A 19971-nucleotide genomic window follows, 5' to 3' on the forward strand; every position below is an offset into this window, starting at 1 on the left:
CAATCGACGGGGCGCGCAAGGCGCCCCGCGTCATAAGCGGGCGGCGTGATGCTGAACAAATACCCTCTGTGGAAATACATTCTGATCCTGGCGGTGCTGGCGGTCGGTCTGATTTATTCCGCTCCCAATTTATACCCTGATGACCCGGCCATTCAGGTCAGCGGTGCGAGCACTGCGCTGCAAGTCAATCAGGCTGATCTGGACCGTGTGAGCGTTGCGCTCAAAGAGTCCGGGATCGACGTCAAGGCGACTTCGCTGACGGCGGGCGGCAAGGGCGGTCTGATTCGCCTGGTCAAGGCTGAAGATCAATTGCCGGCCAAAGACGTCGTGCGCAAGGCATTGGGTGATGACTACGTCGTTGCACTGAACCTGGCACAAACCACCCCGCAATGGCTGCGCAGCCTTGGCGCGCACCCGATGAAGCTGGGTCTGGACTTGTCCGGTGGTGTGCACTTCCTGCTGGAAGTGGACATGGACAAAGCCCTCGACGCACGTCTGAAAGTGTACGAAGGCGATGTGAAAAGCCTGTTGCGTAAAGAGAAACTGCGCTATCGCAGCCTGCCGCAACTCAACGGTGCCATTCAGCTGGGCTTCACCGATGAAGCTGCCCGCGAACAGGCCCGTGCGCTGGTCCGCAAGAACTTCAACGATTTCGACATTGTTCCGGCCGACCTCAATGGCCAACCGGTACTGCGTCTGGCGATGACCCCGGCCAAGCTGGCGGAAATCCGTGAATACTCCATCAAGCAGAACTTGACCACGGTACGTAACCGCGTCAACGAGCTGGGTGTTGCCGAGCCGATCGTTCAGCGTCAGGGCGCCAACCGCATTGTGGTTGAGCTGCCGGGCGTGCAAGACACCGCAGAAGCCAAGCGTATTCTCGGCAAGACGGCCAACCTCGAATTCCGTCTGGCTGCAGAGCCGGGTGCTTCGAAAGCCACTTCCGAAAGTTTCGAATTCCGCGAGGGCAATCGTCCTCCAGCGCAGATCGAGCGTGGCTTGATCATCACTGGCGACCAGGTCACTGACGCCAAGGCTGGTTTCGGCGAACACGGTACGCCTGAAGTGAACATCCGTCTGGATGGCCACGGTGGCGAGCTGATGAGTCGTGCGACTCGCAGCAACGTCGGTCGCAGCATGGCGGTAATCTTCATCGAGCAACGTCCGATCACCACCTACACCAAGCAGATGGTCAACGGTGTCGAGAAAGACGTACCGGTTCAGACGTTCAAGGAAGAGAAGCGCATCATCAGCCTCGCGACCATTCAGTCGCCGCTGGGTGCTCAATTCCGCATCACTGGCCTCAACGGTCAGGGCGAATCGTCCGAGCTGGCGCTGTTGCTGCGTGCCGGTGGTCTGGCCGCGCCGATGTACTTCGCTGAAGAGCGCACCATTGGCCCGAGCCTGGGTGCGGACAACATCACCAAAGGTATCGATGCTTCGCTGTGGGGCATGCTGTTTGTCTCGCTGTTCATCATTGCCATCTACCGTTTCTTCGGCGTCATCGCTACGGTCGCGCTGGGTGTGAACATGGTGCTGTTGCTGGCGCTGATGTCGCTGCTGGGTGCAACGCTGACCCTGCCGGGTATCGCCGGTATCGTCTTGACGATGGGTATGGCGGTCGACGCAAACGTTCTGATCTTCTCGCGGATTCGTGAAGAGATTGCGGCGGGCATGACCATCCAGCGTGCAATCAACGAAGGCTTCGGCCGGGCATTCACCGCAATTCTCGACGCCAACCTGACCACGTTGCTGGTCGGCGGGATTCTCTTTGCGATGGGCACCGGCCCGGTCAAAGGTTTCGCAGTGACCATGTCCCTCGGGATCTTTACCTCGATGTTCACGGCCATCATGGTGACCCGCGCGATGGTCAACCTGATCTTCGGCGGTCGTGACTTCAAGAAGTTGTGGATTTAAGGGGCTGCCATGTTACGTACAATCAACTTCATGGGCGTTCGCAACTTCGCGTTCGGCGTCACATTGTTTCTTACCGTACTGGCATTGTTCAGTGTCGCCACCAAGGGCATGAACTGGGGTCTGGACTTCACCGGCGGTACGCTCATCGAGCTGACCTACGAGCGTCCGGCCGATGTGACCAAGGTGCGTACCCAACTGACTGAGTCGGGTTACCACGAAGCCATCGTGCAGAGTTTCGGTGCAACTACCGACTTGCTGGTGCGTATGCCTGGCGAAGACCCGCAACTGGGTCACCAGGTTGCCGAAGCGCTGTTGAAGGTTGGCGGCGATAACCCGGCAACGGTCAAGCGCGTCGAGTTCGTTGGCCCGCAGGTCGGTGAAGAACTGCGCGACCAGGGCGGCCTCGGCATGCTGATGGCGCTCGGCGGGATCCTGATCTACCTGGCTTTCCGCTTTCAGTGGAAGTTCGCGGTCGGCGCGATTGTTTCGCTGATCCACGACGTGATCGTGACCATCGGTATCCTGTCGTTCTTCCAGATCACCTTCGATCTGACAGTGCTGGCGGCGGTATTGGCGATCATCGGTTACTCGCTGAACGACACCATTGTGGTATTCGACCGAGTTCGTGAGAACTTCCGTGTACTGCGCAAGGCCAGCTTGATCGACAACATCAACATTTCGACCACGCAAACCCTGCTGCGGACCATGGCCACCTCGATCTCCACCTTGCTGGCGATTGCGGCGCTGTTGTTCTTCGGTGGCGATAACTTGTTCGGCTTCTCCATCGCCCTGTTTATCGGTGTATTGGCGGGTACTTACTCGTCGATCTACATCGCCAACGTGGTGCTGATCTGGCTTAACCTGAGCAGCGAGGATTTGATTCCTCCTGCGGCGACCGATAAGGAAGTCGACGACCGCCCATAACGGCAATCGTCGCTCCAGCTGTCGGCCGAAAAGGCGCGAGTATTGAACTCGCGCCTTTTTTTATGCTCCAAGGCTGGGAGAAGCGCGGGCATTGACCCGCATGTGATGATCAGGAGGTTCATGTGAACAAGTCGTTGCTGGTTGGTGCGGTATTGGGTGCTGTCGGTGTGACTGCCGGGGGCGCTGTTGCCACCTACAGCCTGGTTAAAAGCGGCCCTGAGTATGCGCAAGTATTGGCCGTTGAACCGGTTAAAACACAGATCAAGACTCCACGTGAAGTGTGCAAGGACGTTGCAGTGACGCGGCAAGCGCCGGTCAAGGATCAACACCAGATTCTCGGCACGGCCATTGGTGCTGTGGCGGGCGGCCTGCTCGGTAACCAGGTCGGCGGCGGCACGGGCAAGAAGATTGCGACCGTGGCCGGTGCAGTCGGCGGTGGTTACGCAGGTAACAAGGTCCAGGAAGGCATGCAGAATCGCGACACCTACACCACGACGCAGACCCGGTGTAACACCGTGAATGACATCAGCGACAAGGTAGTAGGTTACGACGTGCGTTATTCGCTGGATGGCAAGGAAGGCAAAGTGCGCATGGATCGCGATCCGGGTAACCAGATTCCGGTGGATAAGGAAGGCAAACTGGTCCTGTCGCAGAACGAGCCGGCAAACTGATCGGCTGATTGCGAGCGTTAACAAGAAGCACCCGAAAGGGTGCTTTTTTGTGCCCGCAATTTGAGCGACACAGCAAAACCCTTGTAGGAGTGAGCCTGCTCGCGATAGCCATGTATCAGTCACCACTGGTTTCGAATGAAAGATTGCTATCGCGAGCAGGCTCACTCCTACATGGGGGCAGCGGTGTGGCAGGTGCAAATCCCAGGCATAAAAAAAGCACCCCGAAAGGTGCTTTTTTTTGGGGCTGTTCGCTTAGCGTTTCAGCGAAGCCGGCAGGTGCGGCTGGATCGCCGTCAGCACTGCTTTGAAGCATTTGGTGTTACCGGCAACAACGTGACCTTTCTCAAGGAAGTCGTGACCGCCGGTGAAGTCGCTCACCAAGCCACCAGCTTCCTGGATCAGCAGGGCGCCTGCAGCCATGTCCCACTCGGACAGGCCCGACTCCCAGAACGCGTCGAAACGACCGGCAGCCACGTAAGCCAGGTCCAGGCTAGCCGAGCCAGCACGGCGGATGCCGGCGGTCTGGCCAACCAGAGCGCGGAACATGCCCAGATAGTTGTCGAGGTTGTCCATCTGGTCGTCACGGAACGGGAAGCCGGTGCCGAGCAGGGCGCCGTCGAGGCTGGTGCGACCGCTGACGCGCAGACGACGACCGTTCAGTTGAGCGCCGCGACCACGGCTGGCGGTGAATTCTTCCTGGCGAACCGGGTCCAGAACCACTGCGTGTTCCAGGCGACCGCGGTATTTGCAGGCGATGCTGACAGCAAAGTGTGGAATGCCGCGCAGGAAGTTGGTGGTGCCGTCCAGCGGATCGATGATCCACAGGTACTCTTCGCCTTCGATGCCGTTGCCGGCGTGCATGCCGGTTTCTTCACCGAGGATCGAGTGGTTCGGGTAAGCCTTGCGCAGCGCGTCGATGATTTTCTGTTCAGCGGCGCGGTCCACCTCGGATACGTAATCCTTGGCGTCTTTTTCGTCGACCTTGATGGTATCCAGGCGCTCGATGGAGCGGAAGATCAATTCACTGGCGCTGCGGGCGGCGCGCAGCGCGATATTCAGCATGGGCTGCATGGATGTGTCACCTAAGGTTGTTAAAGAAAGCCGGGCATTCTATCAGAAAGTTTGTTCAGGAGAAGGTCGGTGTTCGCTTTCATAGCTTAACGGTAGGTTGAGCTGTAAGATTCGGCTCCCCTTTATTGTGTTCGAGAGCGCTGCCCGTGCTGCATAACATTCGTGTCGTCCTGGTCAATACCAGCCATCCCGGCAACATCGGCGGGGCTGCGCGTGCCATGAAGAACATGGGCCTGTCGCGGCTGGTGCTGGTCGAGCCGCGGCTGTTCCCGCACCACGAGGCTGACGCCCGCGCCTCCGGTGCCGGCGACATCCTTGAAAACGCGCAAGTCGTCGCCACCCTCGAAGATGCCTTGGTCGGCTGCAATCTGGTGCTCGGCACCAGCGCCCGCGACCGGCGTATTCCGTGGCCGCTGCTCGATCCGCGCGAATGCGGTACGAAAGTCGTCGAGGAAGCGGCGGGTGGCGCAGAGATCGCTCTGGTGTTCGGTCGTGAAGACTCCGGCCTGACCAATGAAGAGCTGCAGCGATGTCATTATCACGTGCACATCCCATCAGACCCTGAGTTCAGTTCGCTGAACCTTGGGACGGCGGTGCAGGTGTTGAGTTATGAAGTGCGCATGTCTTGGCTGGCGGCCCAAGGCCAGCCGAGCAAGGTCGAGAAGGAAGAAGTGGCCTCCGTCAAAAGCGCTGAGCTGGCGACCATGGATGAGCTGGAGCGCTTCTATGAGCACCTGGAGCAAACCCTGGTGGCCATCGAATTCCTCGATCCGGAAAAACCACGGCACTTGATGGCGCGCCTGCGCCGGTTGTACGGACGAAGCTCGGTCAGCCGGGCGGAAATGAATATATTGCGTGGCATCCTCACGGAAACCCAGAAAGCGGCCCGTGGTGAGCTTCTTAAGCGGAAGGATTAAAAATGTTCGAGCGTTTGCGTGAAGATATCCAAAGTGTTTTCCACCGTGATCCGGCAGCGCGTAACGCTTTTGAAGTCCTGACTTGCTACCCCGGCCTGCATGCCATCTGGATTCATCGCTTGTCGGCCGCCCTGTGGGGCTTCGGCTGGAAGTGGCTGGCGCGGCTGGTGTCGAACTTCGGTCGGTGGTTGACCGGGATCGAGATTCACCCCGGCGCCAAGGTTGGTCGGCGCTTCTTTATCGATCACGGCATGGGCATCGTCATCGGCGAAACTGCTGAAATCGGCAATGACGTCACTCTGTATCAAGGCGTGACGCTGGGCGGCACCAGTTGGAATAAAGGCAAGCGCCACCCGACGCTGGAAGATGGTGTTGTGGTGGGCGCGGGCGCCAAGGTGCTCGGCCCGTTCACTGTCGGCGCCGGGGCCAAGGTCGGCTCCAACGCGGTGGTGACCAAGGCTGTTCCGCCGGGCGCGACAGTCGTCGGGATTCCGGGGCGGATCATCGTCAAGTCCGATGACGAGCAGGACGCCAAGCGCAAAGCCATGGCCGAGAAGATCGGTTTTGATGCTTACGGCGTCGGCGAAGACATGCCCGACCCGGTGGCTCGCGCGATTGGCCAGTTGCTGGATCATTTGCAGGCGGTCGACGGGCGCCTGGAAGGGATGTGCGGGGCGTTGAAGGACCTGGGCAGCAATTACTGCGCGAAGGACCTGCCTGAATTGCGCGAAGAAGACTTCGACTGCGTCAAGGGCAAGGATCAGAGCCAGGCCAGCTGAGACCGAGTTGTTCCGTTCGCGGGCAAGCTCGCTCCTACAGGGATTTTTGGTGTTCACCCGATCGTTGTTTCAACCGAGACCCTGTGGGAGCGAGCCTGCTCGCGATGAGCGATAACTCGGTTCCACTGGCTGTCCACAGCCAGCCTTTGCTATGATGCGCGCGCTCTTTTGCGGGTAAACCTGACTAAAGTACTAGGTCTTATAGTTGACTTAAATACTCGGGAATTGCATACTCGCCCCCATTCCGAACTCCGTGGTAATTGTCCATGAGACTGACTACAAAAGGCCGATACGCCGTGACCGCCATGCTTGACCTGGCGTTGCACGCGCAGCACGGGCCGGTGTCCCTGGCCGATATCTCCGAGCGCCAAGGCATCTCCCTGTCCTACCTCGAACAGCTTTTCGCCAAATTGCGCCGCAGCAATCTGGTTTCCAGCGTTCGTGGCCCCGGCGGCGGCTACCAGCTGTCCCGCGAGATGCAGGGCATCCAGGTCGCCCAGGTGATCGATGCAGTAAACGAATCGGTCGATGCGACCAAATGTCAGGGGCAGGGCGATTGCCATTCCGGCGACACCTGTCTGACCCACCACTTGTGGTGTGATCTGAGCCTGCAGATTCACGAATTTCTGAGTGGTATCAGCTTGGCTGACCTTGTGACTCGCCGTGAGGTGCAAGAAGTAGCCCAGCGTCAGGACCAGCGCCGTTGCAATGGCAAGGCGCCACGCCTGGACAAGATTGAAGCGTCCGCCGTCGAATGACAGCCAAAGAGCTAGCGGCACGCCAGCCAGCCTGATTTAGGAGATAGTCCATGAAATTGCCGATTTACCTTGATTACTCTGCGACAACCCCGGTTGATCCGCGCGTCGCGCAAAAGATGAGTGAATGCCTGCTGGTCGACGGAAACTTCGGTAACCCGGCGTCCCGTTCCCACGTATTCGGCTGGAAAGCTGAAGAGTCCGTCGAAAACGCTCGTCGTCAGGTCGCCGACCTGGTCAACGCCGATCCGCGTGAAATCGTCTGGACCTCCGGTGCCACCGAGTCCGACAACCTGGCAATCAAGGGTGCGGCGCATTTCTATGCGACCAAGGGCAAACACCTGATCACCACCAAGATTGAGCACAAGGCTGTCCTCGACACCATGCGCCAACTGGAGCGTGAAGGTTTCGAAGTGACCTACCTCGAGCCTCAGACCGATGGCCTGGTTACTCCGGCCATGATCGAAGCCGCACTGCGTGAAGACACTATCCTGGTGTCGGTCATGCACGTGAACAACGAAATCGGCACCATCAACGACATCGAAGCGATCGGCGAACTGACCCGTTCCAAGGGCATTCTGTTCCACGTCGACGCTGCTCAGTCCACCGGCAAAGTCGAAATCGACCTGTCGAAGCTGAAAGTCGACCTGATGTCGTTCTCCGCACACAAAACCTACGGCCCTAAAGGCATCGGCGCGCTGTACGTCAGCCGCAAGCCGCGTGTTCGCATCGAAGCGGGCATGCACGGCGGCGGTCACGAACGTGGCATGCGTTCCGGTACTCTGGCAACTCACCAGATCGTCGGCATGGGTGAAGCCTTCCGTGTAGCCAAGGAAGACATGGCTGCCGAAAACGTGCGCATCAAAGCCTTGAGCGACCGCTTCTTCAAACAGGTCGAAGACCTCGAAGAGCTGTACATCAACGGCAGCATGACCGCCCGCGTACCGCACAACCTGAACCTGAGCTTCAACTACGTCGAAGGCGAGTCGCTGATCATGGCGCTCAAGGATCTGGCGGTTTCGTCCGGTTCGGCCTGCACCTCGGCGTCCCTTGAGCCTTCGTACGTACTGCGCGCCCTGGGCCGCAACGACGAACTGGCACACAGCTCGATCCGCTTCACCTTCGGCCGTTTCACCACCGAAGAAGAAATCGATTACGCCGCGCAGAAAGTCTGCGAGGCCGTTACCAAGCTGCGCACCTTGTCGCCGCTGTGGGACATGTACAAAGACGGTGTCGACATTTCGAAAATCGAGTGGGCGGCACACTGATTTCAAGTCGCCGCAAACCGGCCTTGTAAACCCAGGTTTTCAAGGCTCAAGAGCGACTCTCTGATGAGTGAGGATTAAGAATCATGGCTTACAGCGAAAAGGTCATCGACCACTACGAGAACCCGCGCAACGTCGGCAAGATGAACGCGGAAGACCCGGATGTCGGCACTGGCATGGTCGGCGCTCCGGCGTGCGGCGACGTGATGCGTCTGCAGATCAAGGTCAACGAGCAAGGCATCATCGAAGACGCCAAGTTCAAGACTTACGGCTGCGGTTCGGCAATCGCCTCCAGCTCCCTGGCGACCGAGTGGATGAAAGGCAAGACTCTGGATGAAGCAGAGACCATCAAGAACACTCAGCTGGCCGAAGAACTGGCCTTGCCGCCAGTGAAAATTCACTGCTCCGTACTCGCTGAAGACGCTATCAAGGCGGCCGTTCGCGACTACAAGCAGAAGAAAGGCTTGATCTGACTTTCAAGATTTGGCGACGAGTAAGGAGTCACCGATGGCTATCAGCATGACAGAAGCGGCAGCTCAACACGTGCGACGCTCCCTCAACGGGCGCGGCAAAGGTGAAGGGATTCGCCTGGGTGTTCGCACCACAGGCTGTTCCGGCCTTGCCTACGTGCTGGAGTTTGTCGACGAGGTAGTGGCAGAGGATCAGGTGTTCGAAAGTCACGGCGAGAAAGTGATCATCGACCCGAAAAGCCTCGCTTACCTGGACGGCACCGAGCTCGATTTCGTCAAGGAAGGGTTGAACGAAGGCTTCAAGTTCAACAATCCCAACGTACGCGGTGAATGTGGCTGCGGCGAAAGCTTCAACATCTGAGGCTGCGCGTGGGTACTCCTTGTCATTTCGCCTTATTTGAACTGCAGCCGAGCTTCCGTCTGGATCTCGAGCAGTTGGCTACGCGCTATCGTGAGTTGGCGCGTGGTGTTCATCCGGACCGCTTTGCCGACGCTTCCGAGCGTGAGCAGCGGCTGGCGCTCGAGCAATCCGCGAACCTCAACGAGGCTTACCAGACGCTCAAAAACCCCCCGAAACGCGCGCGCTACTTGCTCGCCATGGGTGGTCGCGAGTTGCCGCTGGAAGTCACGGTGCATGATCCGGAGTTTCTTCTGCAGCAGATGCAATGGCGCGAAGAGCTCGAAGACCTGCAAGACAGCGCGGACATGGACGGCATTGTCGTTTTCAAGCGCCGCTTGAAGGTCGCGCAGGATGAACTGAACGAAAGCTTCGCAGCCTGTTGGGATGACGCAGCGCAACGTGAACAGGCCGAACGCCTGATGCGGCGCATGCAGTTCCTCGACAAGCTCACCTACGAAGTGCGCCAGTTAGAAGAGCGCCTCGACGATTAACCCAGTGCCGCTCCGGTCGCACGCCTGATATACAGATAAGTCCTGATCACGATGGCCCTACTGCAGATCGCCGAACCCGGCCAAAGTCCTCAACCGCACCAGCGTCGTCTGGCTGTGGGGATCGACTTGGGCACTACCAATTCGCTGGTCGCTGCATTGCGCAGTGGTCTTTCCGAACCTTTGGCCGGCGCCGACGGGCAGGTCATCCTGCCGTCGGCGGTGCGCTATCACGCCGATCACGTCGAAGTTGGCGAATCCGCCAAACTGGCTGCCGCCGGCGATCCCCTGAATACCGTGCTGTCGGTCAAGCGCTTGATGGGTCGTGGTCTGTCCGACGTCAAGCAATTGGGCGATCAACTGCCGTACCGCTTTGTCGGCGGCGAATCGCACATGCCGTTCATCGACACCGTGCAGGGCCCGAAAAGCCCGGTCGAAGTCTCCGCCGAAATCCTCAAGGTGCTGCGTCAGCGCGCCGAGGCGACGTTGGGTGGTGAGCTGGTCGGCGCGGTGATTACCGTTCCGGCCTATTTCGACGACGCTCAGCGCCAAGCCACCAAGGATGCCGCCAAACTGGCCGGCCTCACCGTGCTGCGTCTGCTCAATGAGCCGACCGCTGCTGCCGTGGCTTACGGTCTGGATCAACACGCTGAAGGCCTGGTCGCGATTTACGACTTGGGCGGCGGCACCTTCGATATTTCGATTCTGCGCCTCACCGGCGGTGTCTTCGAAGTGCTGGCCACCGGTGGCGACAGCGCCCTGGGCGGCGATGACTTCGACCACGCCATTGCTGGCTGGATCATCGAGAGCGCCGGGTTGTCCGCTGATCTCGATCCCGGCGCGCAACGCCATTTGCTGCAAACCGCCTGCGCGGCCAAAGAAGCGCTGACCACGGTCGCCAGCGTTGAAGTCGCTTACGGTGACTGGAAAGCCCAACTGACTCGCGAAGCCTTTGATGCGCTGATCGAGCCAATGGTCGCCCGCAGCCTGAAAGCCTGCCGTCGCGCCGTGCGTGATTCCGGTATCGAACTGGATGAAGTGCACGCGGTGGTCATGGTTGGCGGTTCGACCCGTGTACCGCGCGTTCGCGATGCGGTGGCTGAAGCGTTTGGTCGCCAGCCGCTGACTGAAATCGATCCGGATCAAGTGGTGGCCATCGGTGCCGCGATCCAGGCCGATACGCTGGCGGGCAACAAGCGCGATGGCGGCGAATTGCTGCTGCTCGACGTGATTCCGTTGTCCCTCGGGTTGGAAACCATGGGCGGCCTGATGGAGAAGGTGATTCCGCGCAACACCACCATCCCCGTCGCTCGCGCCCAGGACTTCACCACTTATAAAGATGGCCAGTCGGCCATGGCGATTCACGTTCTGCAGGGTGAGCGCGAGCTGATCAGCGACTGCCGCTCCCTCGCACGCTTCGAATTGCGTGGCATTCCAGCAATGGTCGCCGGTGCAGCGAAGATTCGCGTGACCTTCCAGGTCGATGCCGACGGCCTGCTCAGTGTCGCGGCGCGTGAATTGGGCTCGGGTGTTGAAGCCAGCATTCAGGTCAAGCCGTCCTACGGCCTGACCGACGGCGAAATCACCAAGATGCTCAAGGATTCGTTCGAATACGCCAACGACGACAAAGTCGCCCGCGTATTGCGCGAGCAGCAAGTCGATGCCCAGCGTCTGCTCGAAGCCGTGCAGGGCGCCCTCGATGTCGATGGCGAAAGCCTGCTCGACGCCGAAGAGCGCATGGTCATCGAAATGCAGATGCAGGAACTGACCGAATTGATGAAAGGCACCGATGGTTTCGCCATCGAGCAGCAGACCAAGCGTCTGTCGCAAGTGACCGATGCCTTTGCTGCCCGCCGCCTGGACTCGACGGTGAAAGCCGCGCTGGCGGGGCGCAACCTGAATGAGATTGAGGAATAACGATGCCGCAGGTCATTTTTCTGCCACACGAGAAGTTTTGCCCGGACGGCATGGTTGTCGAAGCTGAGCCAGGAACGTCTATTCTTGATCTGGCGCACGAGCACCATATCGAAATGGAAAACGCTTGCGGCGGCGTCTGCGCGTGCACCACGTGCCATTGCCTGATTCGCGAGGGTTTCGACTCGCTGGAAGAGGCCGACGAGCTGGAAGAAGACTTCCTCGATCGTGCGTGGGGCCTGGAAGCGCAGTCGCGCCTGGCTTGTCAGGCGATTGTCGGGACTGAAGACCTGACCGTTGAGATTCCGAAATATTCGCTTAACCATGCGGCCGAAGCGCCGCACTGACTGGTAAGACTGTCATGAGCTACGGTTGGAATGATGTTCAACGTATTGCAGAAGAGTTGGCCGAGGCCCACTCCGATGTCGATCCGTATTCTGTAGGGTTCGTTCGTCTGCAGCAGATGATCCTGGAACTGCCTGACTTCGATGGCACCTCTGGCCGTGTCGGCGAGAAGGTGCTGGAAGCGGTTCAGGAGCTCTGGGCCAAAGAATTGGACTGATCGTCCCGCAGGTTAGGCAATACCCAAGAACCCGCGTATAATTCGCGGGTTTAATTTTTCGCAAATTACCGTTTCTGGAGTTACACCATGGCTGTTCAACGTACTTTCTCCATCATCAAGCCTGACGCTGTTGCAAAAAACGTCATCGGCGAGATCACCACTCGTTTCGAAAAAGCTGGCCTGCGCGTTGTAGCTTCGAAACTCAAGCAACTGTCCAAAGCTGAAGCTGAAGGCTTCTACGCTGAGCACAGCGCTCGTGGTTTCTTCGGCGACCTGGTTGCTTTCATGATCTCCGGCCCGGTTGTTGTTCAGGTTCTGGAAGGCGAAAACGCTATCGCTCTGAACCGTGAGCTGATGGGCGCTACCAACCCTAAAGAAGCTGCTGCCGGCACCATCCGCGCTGACTTCGCTGATTCCATCGACGCCAACGCTGTGCACGGTTCGGACTCCGAAGCCGCTGCTGCTCGCGAAATCTCGTACTTCTTCGCAGCTACTGAAGTAACCACTCGCTAAGCATTGGCTTATGAGTGAAGGTGAATCCATGACTACATCGACTGTAAAAACTAACCTGCTGGGTCTGACTCAGCTGGAAATGGAAAAATTCTTCGACTCAATCGGGGAGAAGCGTTTCCGTGCCGGTCAGGTAATGAAATGGATTCACCACCTTGGCGTCGATGATTTCGACGCCATGACGAACGTCAGCAAAGCCTTGCGCGACAAGCTCAAGGCGATTGCTGAAGTTCGCGGTCCTGAAGTCGTCAGCGAGGACATTTCCACCGACGGCACCCGTAAATGGGTGGTGCGCGTGGCGTCCGGCAGCTGCGTCGAGACCGTTTACATTCCCCAGGGCAAACGCGGCACATTGTGCGTTTCGTCCCAGGCAGGCTGTGCCCTGGATTGCAGTTTCTGCTCCACCGGCAAGCAAGGTTTCAACAGCAACCTCACCGCCGCCGAAGTCATCGGCCAAGTGTGGATTGCCAATAAATCGTTCGGCAGCATCCCGGCGACCGCCGACCGTGCCATCACCAACGTGGTGATGATGGGCATGGGTGAGCCGCTGCTGAACTTCGACAACGTCGTGGCCGCCATGCATCTGATGATGGATGACCTGGGCTACGGGATTTCCAAGCGCCGCGTGACCCTGTCCACTTCGGGCGTGGTGCCGATGATCGATGAGCTGGCCAAGCACATCGACGTCTCCCTGGCGTTGTCGCTGCACGCACCGAATGACGCATTGCGTAACCAATTGGTGCCGATCAACAAGAAGTATCCGCTTAAGATGCTGCTCGAATCTTGCCAGCGCTACATGGCGACCTTGGGCGAGAAGCGTGTGTTGACCATTGAGTACACCATGCTCAAGGACATCAACGACAAGGTTGAGCATGCGGTCGAGATGATCGAACTGCTGAAAAATGTCCCGTGCAAAATCAACTTGATTCCGTTCAACCCGTTCCCGCATTCCGGCTATGAGCGCCCAAGCAACAACGCCATTCGCCGTTTCCAGGATCAGCTTCACCATGCCGGCTTCAACGTCACCGTGCGCACCACGCGTGGTGAAGACATTGATGCCGCGTGTGGCCAATTGGTAGGACAGGTGCTGGATCGCACCCGTCGCAGCGAACGTTATATCGCGGTGCGTGAATTGAGCGCCGACAACGATATGGCGCAAAACGCAGCGAACAATAACTAAGAGAGGGTCTCTATGTCCCTGCGCTTTGCGCTGCTTGTGCTGTTGGCCAGCCTGTGTGCTGGTTGTGTCCTGTCGGGCGATTTCAACCCGATGAAGACCAGCAAGGGCCGCGACGAAGCGCGTGCCGCCTACGTGCAGCTGGGGCTGGGATACTTGCAGCAAGGGATGACTGAACGGGCGAAAGTGCCATTGAAAAAGGCGCTGGAGCTGGATGATTCCGACCCGGACGCCAACGCGGCGCTGGGTCTGGTGTTTCAGGCCGAAATGGAACCGGAGCTGGCGGATCAGCATTTTCGCAAGGCGCTGTCCTCGCGCCCCAAAGACGCTCGCATCCTCAACAACTACGGCAGTTTTCTTTTCGAAGAAAAGCGTTACAAGGAAGCTTACGAGCGCTTTGAGCAAGCCGCCGCCGATACCCTGTATCCTGAGCGTTCGCGGGTTTTCGAGAACCTCGGCATGACCGCTTCCAGGCTTGGCCAGCGTGATCTGGCGCAGCAGCAACTGGAAAAAGCCCTGCGTTTGAACCGCCAACAACCACGCGCATTGCTGGAAATGGCTGAGTTGTCTTACGAAGACAGGCATTATGTGCCCGCGCGTGACTATTACGACCGTTTTAGCCTGCTCACCGAACAAAATGCACGTAGTCTATTGCTCGGCGTTCGGCTGGCAAAAGTGTTTGAAGATCGCGACAAGGCCGCCAGTTTTGGCCTGCAATTAAAACGACTCTATCCCGGTACGCCGGAATATCAGCAATACCTGTCGGAGCAATGATGAAAGCGGCGCATCCCGAAGTTGTAGCAGCGAATCGCGTTAATCCCGGTGAAACACTGCGCCAGGCCCGCGAAAGCAATGGCTGGTCGCTGGCCGAAGTGGCCCTCAAGCTCAACCTCACCGTCAATTCCCTGAGCAATCTGGAAGCCGGCGCTTTCGACAAGCTGCCGGGGCATACCTTCGCTCGCGGTTACATTCGCGCGTACGCCAAATTGCTCGGCATGGACCAGACCGTTCTGGTTCAGCAATTCGACCAGTCCACCGGCACCGACTCCCAAGGCAGCAACGTCCACAGCCTGGGCCGTATCGAAGAGCCGGTGCGGGTTTCCCACACTATTTTGCGCATTGTCAGCCTGCTGTTGCTGGTCGCCGTGGTCGTCGGCGGTTTTTTCTGGTGGCAGGATCAAACCTCCCAGCGCAATCAGGACATCGCCAGCACCACCCCGGCGCATGTCGAAATCGAAGGCGCTGACGGCACCACGCAATCGCATCCGCTCGACGAGCCGGAGGATCAGGCCGTCGTCGAAGGTCAGACCGAGGCCGGCACCGCGCTGGCGCTGCCGCAATCCGAAGCATCAACCGAATCGTCGACCGAAGCTGAAGCGACCGCGCCAGCAGTTGCACCGACTACGCCGGCCGCCGCGCCGACTGCTCCGGTTGCTGCCGCTCCTGCGACACCGGCTCCGGCCGCACCTGTTGCACCGGCAGCGAGCGCTCCGGTCGTCGCTACGACACCTGCTGCACCCTCTGCACCTGCCGCCGCCCCAGTGGCCGGCGAAGGTCAGGTTCAATTGCAATTCACTGCTGATTGCTGGACGCAAGTGACCGATGGCAACGGCAAAGTGCTGTTGAGCGGTCTTAAGCGCAAAGGCGAAAACGTTTCCGTCAGCGGCAAACCGCCGTTTGCTGTGCGTCTGGGCTTCGCCCGTGGCGCGCAGGTCAGTTACAACGGTCAAGTGGTTGATGTCGCTCCGTTCACCAGTGGCGAGACTGCTCGCCTGAAGTTGGGTCAATAAGTCATGCACGGCGAATCTCCAATCAAACGTCGCGAATCCCGCAAGATTTGGGTCGGTAACGTGCCTGTTGGCGGCGATGCGCCCATCGCTGTGCAGAGCATGACCAACAGCGACACCAATGACGTGGCCGCCACCGTGGCCCAGATCAACCGCCTGGAAGCTGCCGGCGTCGATATCGTGCGCATTTCGGTGCCGGACATGGACGCTGCCGAGGCTTTCGGCAAGATCAAGCAACTGGTCAAAGTGCCGTTGGTGGCCGACATCCATTTCGACTACAAGATCGCTTTGCGCGTAGCCGAACTGGGCGTTGACTGCCTGCGCATCAACCCGGGCAATATCGGGCGTGAAGATCGCGTGCGTGCGGTGGTCGATGCCGCCCGTGACCGCGGGATTCCGATCCGCATCGGCGTCAACGCCGGTTCCCTGGAAAAAGACCTGCAAAAGAAATACGGCGAGCCGACGCCAGCCGCGCTGGTGGAATCGGCGTTGCGCCACGTCGAACACCTGGAACGCCTGAATTTCAAGGACTTCAAGGTCAGCGTGAAGGCTTCCGACGTGTTCATGGCCGTCGCCGCCTACCGCTTGCTGGCCAAGGAAATCGTCCAGCCGCTGCACTTGGGCATCACCGAAGCCGGTGGTTTGCGTTCAGGCACGGTGAAATCCGCCGTGGGCCTCGGTATGCTGCTCGCCGAAGGGATTGGCGATACTATTCGCATCTCGTTGGCGGCTGACCCGGTCGAGGAAGTGAAAGTCGGCTACGACATTCTCAAATCCCTGCACTTGCGTTCCCGTGGCATCAACTTCATCGCCTGCCCTAGCTGCTCGCGGCAGAACTTCGATGTGGTCAAAACCATGAACGAGCTGGAAGGGCGCCTCGAAGATCTGCTGGTGCCGCTGGATGTCGCGGTTATCGGTTGCGTGGTCAACGGGCCGGGTGAAGCCAAGGAAGCCCATATCGGCTTGACCGGCGGCACGCCCAACCTGATTTACATCGACGGCAAGCCGTCGCAGAAACTGACGAATGAAAATCTGGTGGATGAGCTTGAACGCTTGATCCGCCAGAAAGCGGCCGAGAAGGTCGAAGCTGACGCAGCGGTTATCGTGCGCGGCTGAGCCGACTGAAGAGCCGAACGAATTTAAGGATTTATAGTGAGCAAGTCTCTGCAAGCCATTCGTGGCATGAACGACATCCTGCCCGAGCAGACGCCCCTGTGGCGTCATTTCGAGGGCACCGTCTCGCGTCTGCTGGATAACTACGGTTACAAGCAGATCCGCATGCCGATCGTCGAGTTCACCGAGCTGTTCAAACGCTCCATCGGTGAAGTGACCGACATCGTCGAAAAAGAGATGTACACCTTCGACGACCGCAACGGCGATTCGCTGACCCTGCGCCCTGAAGGCACGGCGGCCTGCGTGCGTGCGGTGCTCGAACACGGCATCACCGGCGGCGGCCAAGTGCAGAAGCTTTGGTACATCGGCCCGATGTTCCGCCACGAACGTCCGCAGAAAGGCCGTTATCGCCAGTTTCACCAGATCGGCGTCGAAGTGTTCAACCTCGACGGTCCGGACATTGACGCCGAACTGATCATCCTGACCTGGCGCCTGTGGGGTGAGCTGGGTATCCGTGATGCGGTCAAGCTTGAACTCAACAGCCTGGGCACCAGCGAGTCGCGCGGCCGTTATCGCGAAGCGCTGGTCGAGTTCCTGTCCGCGCACCTGGACAAGCTCGACGAAGACAGCCAGCGTCGTCTGAAGACCAATCCACTGCGCGTGCTCGACACCAAGAACGCTGATACTCAGGCGATTCTGGTCGATGCGCCGAAAATGGCCGACTACCTCGACGACGAATCGCGCGTGCATTTCGAGGGCCTCAAGGCGCGCCTCGATGCGGCCGGCGTACCTTTCGTGATCAACCCGAAGCTGGTTCGCGGGCTCGATTACTACAGCAAGACCGTTTTCGAATGGGTTACCGACAAGTTGGGCGCTCAAGGCACCGTGTGTGCCGGTGGACGTTACGACGGACTGGTCGAGCAGATGGGCGGCAAGCCGACCCCGGGCGTTGGTTTCGCCATGGGCATCGAGCGTCTGGTGCTGTTGCTGGAAACCCTGGAGCAGATCCCGCAAGAGATCTCCCGTCAGGTCGACGTCTACCTCTGCGCCTTCGGTGAAGCCGCCGAGCTGGCCGGATTGGCCCTGAGTGAACGCGTTCGTGACCAATTGCCCAACCTGCGCCTGCAAGTCAATGCTGGCGCCGGCAGTTTCAAAAGCCAGTTCAAGAAAGCCGACAAGAGCGGTGCGCTGTTTGCGCTGATCCTCGGTGACGACGAGATGGCCCAGCAAGTGGTAGGTTTCAAACCCTTGCGTGGCCAAGGCGAACAACAAAGCATTGCCTGGGATGCGCTCGCTGCACACCTGGCCACCTGCGTCGTGCAGGGTTGAAGCTGTCAAACAGCCGATTTAGCGATTAAGGAGTATTGGGGTGTCGAGTAACGAAGACGAACAACTGGCGGATTTGAAGGACTGGTGGACACGCAACGGCAAGCCCCTGGTCACTGGCGGCCTGTTGGCGCTGGTCATCGTGTTCGGCTGGCAGGCCTGGCACAAATATCAGGGCAACCAGTCGCAAGGCGCCTCGATTCTCTATCAGCAACTGCTGGAAACCACGCTGACGCCTGACGGCAAGCCTGATGCGGCGCGGGTTTCGGAACTGGCTGGCAAGCTCAACAGCGAGTACGGCGGTTCTGCCTACGCGCAATACGGCAGCCTGTTCGTGGCCAAAGTTGCGGTCGACAGCGGCAAGCTGGATGACGCCGCTACCGAGCTGAAAGCGGTCCACGACAAACCAGCCAACCCGGCGCTGGGCGAAATCGCCCGTCAGCGTCTGGCCCAAGTGCTGGCTGCGCAGAACAAGGTCGAAGAGGCCCTGAAACTGCTTGAAGGCGATGCCGACAAGTCGTTCCTGGCCACTCGCGAAGAACTCAAGGGCGACCTGCTGGTGCAGTTGGGTCGTACTGATGAAGCCAACGCGGCGTATCAAAAAGCCAAGGCAGCACTGTCGGACGAAGCGGCAGTCGGCGGCCTCCAAATCAAGCTGGACGACCTGGCCAAAGGGGATGCGTGACGTGATCCGTTGGAAACATGCAGCATTGCTGGCTCTGGCCATTTTGGCCGCGGGTTGCAGCAGCAACAGCAAAAAAGAATTGCCGCCGGCTGAGCTGGTCGACTTCAAAGAAGAAGTGGTCCTGCAAAAGCAGTGGAGTCGTTCGATCGGTGACGGTCAGGGCGAAACCTACAACATGCTGGTTCCGGCAATCGAAGGCGATTCCATCTACGCGGCCGACGTCACTGGCGTCGTCATGGCGATGGATCGCAGCACCGGCAACGTGAAGTGGGAACAGGATCTTGATCTGCCCGTTTCCGGCGCCGTGGGTGTGGGTTACGGTCTGGTCATGATCGGTACGCTCAAGGGCGAAATCGTCGCGCTGGATTCCAGCAGCGGTGAAGAGAAATGGCGCGCTCGCGTGTCCAGCGAAGTGCTCGCACCGCCGGCCAACAACGGCGACGTTGTGGTGATCCAGACTCAGGACGATCGCCTGATCGGCCTGGACGCGGCGACCGGTACGCAGCGCTGGTTGTATGACAGCACGCCAGCGGTCCTGACATTGCGCGGCACCAGTGCGCCAATCGTCACCAACCGCCTCGCGGTGGCTGGCCTGTCGACCGGTAAAGTGGTTGCGCTCGATATTTCCAACGGCGTGCCGGTGTGGGAACAACGAGTGGCGATCCCGCAAGGTCGCTCGGAACTGGAGCGCGTAGTCGATATCGACGGCGGCTTGCTGTTGTCCGGCGAAACGCTGTACGTCGCCAGCTATCAGGGTCGCGTTGCGGCACTGGACCTGCAAAGCGGTCGTCAGCTGTGGCAGCGTGATGCTTCCAGCTACGCCGGTGTCGCCCAGGGTTTTGGCAGCGTCTACGTAAGCCTGTCTTCGGGCACCGTTGAAGGCGTCGACGAACGTTCCACCACAGCCTTGTGGAGCAACGATTCGCTGGCTCGCCGTCAACTGTCGGCTCCGGAAGTGTTCTCCAGCTACGTTGCAGTCGGCGACATGGAAGGCTACCTGCACCTGCTGAGCCAGGTGGACGGTCGCTTCGTCGGCCGCGAACGCATCGACAGCGACGGCCTGCGCGCTCGTCCGCTGGTGGTGGGTGACACGATTTATGTGTATGGCAACAGTGGCAAACTGGAAGCCCTGACCATCAAGTAACAACTATGCTTGGGGTTTAACCCCCAAGCGGCCTTGCTCTGCAAGGCTCGCAGCGCTTTCAAGCGTTGCCCCGAGCACCAGCCGCTGCCTCGCAGC

The 19971-nt window shown here is 59.2% G+C and carries 22 protein-coding genes; 21 read left to right on the forward strand and 1 reads right to left on the reverse strand.

The features are described from left to right. Positions 1 to 48: 48 nt before the first annotated feature. From secD to BLU01_RS19060, 3 genes are all read left to right on the forward strand, one after another. Positions 49 to 1917, forward strand: coding sequence for a protein translocase subunit SecD (gene secD / locus BLU01_RS19050; protein WP_092278428.1), 1869 nt, complete (start codon positions 49 to 51; stop codon positions 1915 to 1917). A 9-nt stretch (positions 1918 to 1926) separates the two neighbouring features. After that, on the forward strand, positions 1927 to 2841 hold the full coding sequence (gene secF, locus BLU01_RS19055) for a protein translocase subunit SecF (protein ID WP_092278430.1): 915 nt from the start codon (positions 1927 to 1929) through the stop codon (positions 2839 to 2841). A 122-nt stretch (positions 2842 to 2963) separates the two neighbouring features. Beyond that, on the forward strand, positions 2964 to 3512 hold the full coding sequence (locus BLU01_RS19060; protein WP_092278432.1) for a glycine zipper 2TM domain-containing protein: 549 nt from the start codon (positions 2964 to 2966) through the stop codon (positions 3510 to 3512). A gap of 252 nt (positions 3513 to 3764) precedes the next feature. Here the strand turns inward: BLU01_RS19060 and suhB are convergent, their stop codons facing one another. Further along, a complete protein-coding gene (gene suhB, locus BLU01_RS19065) occupies positions 3765 to 4583 on the reverse strand; it encodes a type III secretion system regulator SuhB (RefSeq protein ID WP_092278434.1) in 819 nt (272 codons plus the stop codon). Between the two features lie 146 nt (positions 4584 to 4729). On the opposite strand from suhB, the gene trmJ reads away from it, so the two are divergent. The 18 genes from trmJ to bamB all read left to right on the forward strand — a co-directional run bounded on the left by trmJ (position 4730) and on the right by bamB (position 19875). Next, the gene (gene trmJ, locus BLU01_RS19070) at positions 4730 to 5500 is read left to right on the forward strand and encodes a tRNA (cytosine(32)/uridine(32)-2'-O)-methyltransferase TrmJ (RefSeq protein ID WP_092278437.1); all 771 of its coding nucleotides are present in this window, start codon (positions 4730 to 4732) and stop codon (positions 5498 to 5500) included. A 2-nt stretch (positions 5501 to 5502) separates the two neighbouring features. Next, on the forward strand, positions 5503 to 6279 hold the full coding sequence (gene cysE / locus BLU01_RS19075) for a serine O-acetyltransferase (RefSeq protein WP_092278439.1): 777 nt from the start codon (positions 5503 to 5505) through the stop codon (positions 6277 to 6279). 266 nt (positions 6280 to 6545) lie between these two features. Further along, complete coding sequence (gene iscR, locus BLU01_RS19080) at positions 6546 to 7037, forward strand: Fe-S cluster assembly transcriptional regulator IscR (RefSeq protein ID WP_092278442.1); 492 nt, start codon at positions 6546 to 6548, stop codon at positions 7035 to 7037. Between the two features lie 50 nt (positions 7038 to 7087). After that, positions 7088 to 8302, forward strand: coding sequence for an IscS subfamily cysteine desulfurase (locus tag BLU01_RS19085; RefSeq protein ID WP_092278444.1), 1215 nt, complete (start codon positions 7088 to 7090; stop codon positions 8300 to 8302). An 83-nt stretch (positions 8303 to 8385) separates the two neighbouring features. Beyond that, a complete protein-coding gene (gene iscU, locus BLU01_RS19090) occupies positions 8386 to 8772 on the forward strand; it encodes a Fe-S cluster assembly scaffold IscU (protein WP_007929523.1) in 387 nt (128 codons plus the stop codon). A gap of 34 nt (positions 8773 to 8806) precedes the next feature. Continuing rightward, positions 8807 to 9130, forward strand: a complete 324-nt coding sequence (gene iscA / locus BLU01_RS19095; protein ID WP_007903589.1) for an iron-sulfur cluster assembly protein IscA — start codon at positions 8807 to 8809, stop codon at positions 9128 to 9130. Between the two features lie 8 nt (positions 9131 to 9138). Then, positions 9139 to 9660, forward strand: coding sequence for a co-chaperone HscB (gene hscB / locus BLU01_RS19100; RefSeq protein ID WP_092278446.1), 522 nt, complete (start codon positions 9139 to 9141; stop codon positions 9658 to 9660). Positions 9661 to 9711: 51 nt separating this feature from the next. Continuing rightward, positions 9712 to 11574, forward strand: a complete 1863-nt coding sequence (hscA, locus tag BLU01_RS19105; RefSeq protein ID WP_092278448.1) for a Fe-S protein assembly chaperone HscA — start codon at positions 9712 to 9714, stop codon at positions 11572 to 11574. A gap of 2 nt (positions 11575 to 11576) precedes the next feature. Continuing rightward, positions 11577 to 11918, forward strand: coding sequence for an ISC system 2Fe-2S type ferredoxin (fdx, locus tag BLU01_RS19110; protein ID WP_092278450.1), 342 nt, complete (start codon positions 11577 to 11579; stop codon positions 11916 to 11918). A gap of 14 nt (positions 11919 to 11932) precedes the next feature. Beyond that, on the forward strand, positions 11933 to 12133 hold the full coding sequence (iscX, locus tag BLU01_RS19115; protein WP_092278453.1) for a Fe-S cluster assembly protein IscX: 201 nt from the start codon (positions 11933 to 11935) through the stop codon (positions 12131 to 12133). Positions 12134 to 12220: 87 nt separating this feature from the next. Further along, positions 12221 to 12646, forward strand: coding sequence for a nucleoside-diphosphate kinase (gene ndk / locus BLU01_RS19120; RefSeq protein WP_007916882.1), 426 nt, complete (start codon positions 12221 to 12223; stop codon positions 12644 to 12646). A gap of 28 nt (positions 12647 to 12674) precedes the next feature. Continuing rightward, positions 12675 to 13823, forward strand: coding sequence for a 23S rRNA (adenine(2503)-C(2))-methyltransferase RlmN (rlmN, locus tag BLU01_RS19125; protein ID WP_092278455.1), 1149 nt, complete (start codon positions 12675 to 12677; stop codon positions 13821 to 13823). A 12-nt stretch (positions 13824 to 13835) separates the two neighbouring features. Next, entirely contained in the window at positions 13836 to 14594 is a 759-nt protein-coding gene (pilW, locus tag BLU01_RS19130; protein ID WP_092278457.1) for a type IV pilus biogenesis/stability protein PilW, read from the forward strand. Beyond that, on the forward strand, positions 14594 to 15610 hold the full coding sequence (locus BLU01_RS19135; RefSeq protein ID WP_092278459.1) for a RodZ domain-containing protein: 1017 nt from the start codon (positions 14594 to 14596) through the stop codon (positions 15608 to 15610). The genes pilW and BLU01_RS19135 overlap by 1 nt, the downstream gene beginning before the upstream one ends. A 3-nt stretch (positions 15611 to 15613) precedes the next feature. Beyond that, positions 15614 to 16723 (forward strand): flavodoxin-dependent (E)-4-hydroxy-3-methylbut-2-enyl-diphosphate synthase, encoded by a 1110-nt coding sequence (gene ispG / locus BLU01_RS19140; protein WP_092278461.1) that lies wholly within the window; start codon positions 15614 to 15616, stop codon positions 16721 to 16723. Positions 16724 to 16759: 36 nt separating this feature from the next. After that, the gene (gene hisS, locus BLU01_RS19145; RefSeq protein WP_092278463.1) at positions 16760 to 18049 is read left to right on the forward strand and encodes a histidine--tRNA ligase; all 1290 of its coding nucleotides are present in this window, start codon (positions 16760 to 16762) and stop codon (positions 18047 to 18049) included. Positions 18050 to 18089: 40 nt separating this feature from the next. Beyond that, a complete protein-coding gene (locus tag BLU01_RS19150) occupies positions 18090 to 18731 on the forward strand; it encodes a tetratricopeptide repeat protein (RefSeq protein WP_092278465.1) in 642 nt (213 codons plus the stop codon). Continuing rightward, positions 18724 to 19875 carry an outer membrane protein assembly factor BamB gene (gene bamB, locus BLU01_RS19155; RefSeq protein ID WP_092278467.1) on the forward strand — a complete coding sequence of 384 codons (1152 nt, stop codon included), beginning with the start codon at positions 18724 to 18726 and terminating at the stop codon, positions 19873 to 19875. The genes BLU01_RS19150 and bamB overlap by 8 nt, the downstream gene beginning before the upstream one ends. Positions 19876 to 19971 lie beyond the last annotated feature (96 nt).

The sequence above is a fragment of the Pseudomonas prosekii genome, from assembly GCF_900105155.1.
Taxonomy (GTDB): domain Bacteria; phylum Pseudomonadota; class Gammaproteobacteria; order Pseudomonadales; family Pseudomonadaceae; genus Aquipseudomonas; species Aquipseudomonas prosekii.

Coding starts and splice junctions, on each gene's coding strand:
- secD (WP_092278428.1), top strand. CDS start 49: ATGCTGAACAAATACCCTCTGTGGAAATACATTCTGATCCTGGCGGTG.
- secF (WP_092278430.1), top strand. CDS start 1,927: ATGTTACGTACAATCAACTTCATGGGCGTTCGCAACTTCGCGTTCGGC.
- suhB (WP_092278434.1), bottom strand. CDS start 4,583: ATGCAGCCCATGCTGAATATCGCGCTGCGCGCCGCCCGCAGCGCCAGT.
- cysE (WP_092278439.1), top strand. CDS start 5,503: ATGTTCGAGCGTTTGCGTGAAGATATCCAAAGTGTTTTCCACCGTGAT.
- iscR (WP_092278442.1), top strand. CDS start 6,546: ATGAGACTGACTACAAAAGGCCGATACGCCGTGACCGCCATGCTTGAC.
- BLU01_RS19085 (WP_092278444.1), top strand. CDS start 7,088: ATGAAATTGCCGATTTACCTTGATTACTCTGCGACAACCCCGGTTGAT.
- iscU (WP_007929523.1), top strand. CDS start 8,386: ATGGCTTACAGCGAAAAGGTCATCGACCACTACGAGAACCCGCGCAAC.
- iscA (WP_007903589.1), top strand. CDS start 8,807: ATGGCTATCAGCATGACAGAAGCGGCAGCTCAACACGTGCGACGCTCC.
- hscA (WP_092278448.1), top strand. CDS start 9,712: ATGGCCCTACTGCAGATCGCCGAACCCGGCCAAAGTCCTCAACCGCAC.
- fdx (WP_092278450.1), top strand. CDS start 11,577: ATGCCGCAGGTCATTTTTCTGCCACACGAGAAGTTTTGCCCGGACGGC.
- iscX (WP_092278453.1), top strand. CDS start 11,933: ATGAGCTACGGTTGGAATGATGTTCAACGTATTGCAGAAGAGTTGGCC.
- ndk (WP_007916882.1), top strand. CDS start 12,221: ATGGCTGTTCAACGTACTTTCTCCATCATCAAGCCTGACGCTGTTGCA.
- rlmN (WP_092278455.1), top strand. CDS start 12,675: ATGACTACATCGACTGTAAAAACTAACCTGCTGGGTCTGACTCAGCTG.
- pilW (WP_092278457.1), top strand. CDS start 13,836: ATGTCCCTGCGCTTTGCGCTGCTTGTGCTGTTGGCCAGCCTGTGTGCT.
- BLU01_RS19135 (WP_092278459.1), top strand. CDS start 14,594: ATGAAAGCGGCGCATCCCGAAGTTGTAGCAGCGAATCGCGTTAATCCC.
- ispG (WP_092278461.1), top strand. CDS start 15,614: ATGCACGGCGAATCTCCAATCAAACGTCGCGAATCCCGCAAGATTTGG.
- bamB (WP_092278467.1), top strand. CDS start 18,724: ATGCGTGACGTGATCCGTTGGAAACATGCAGCATTGCTGGCTCTGGCC.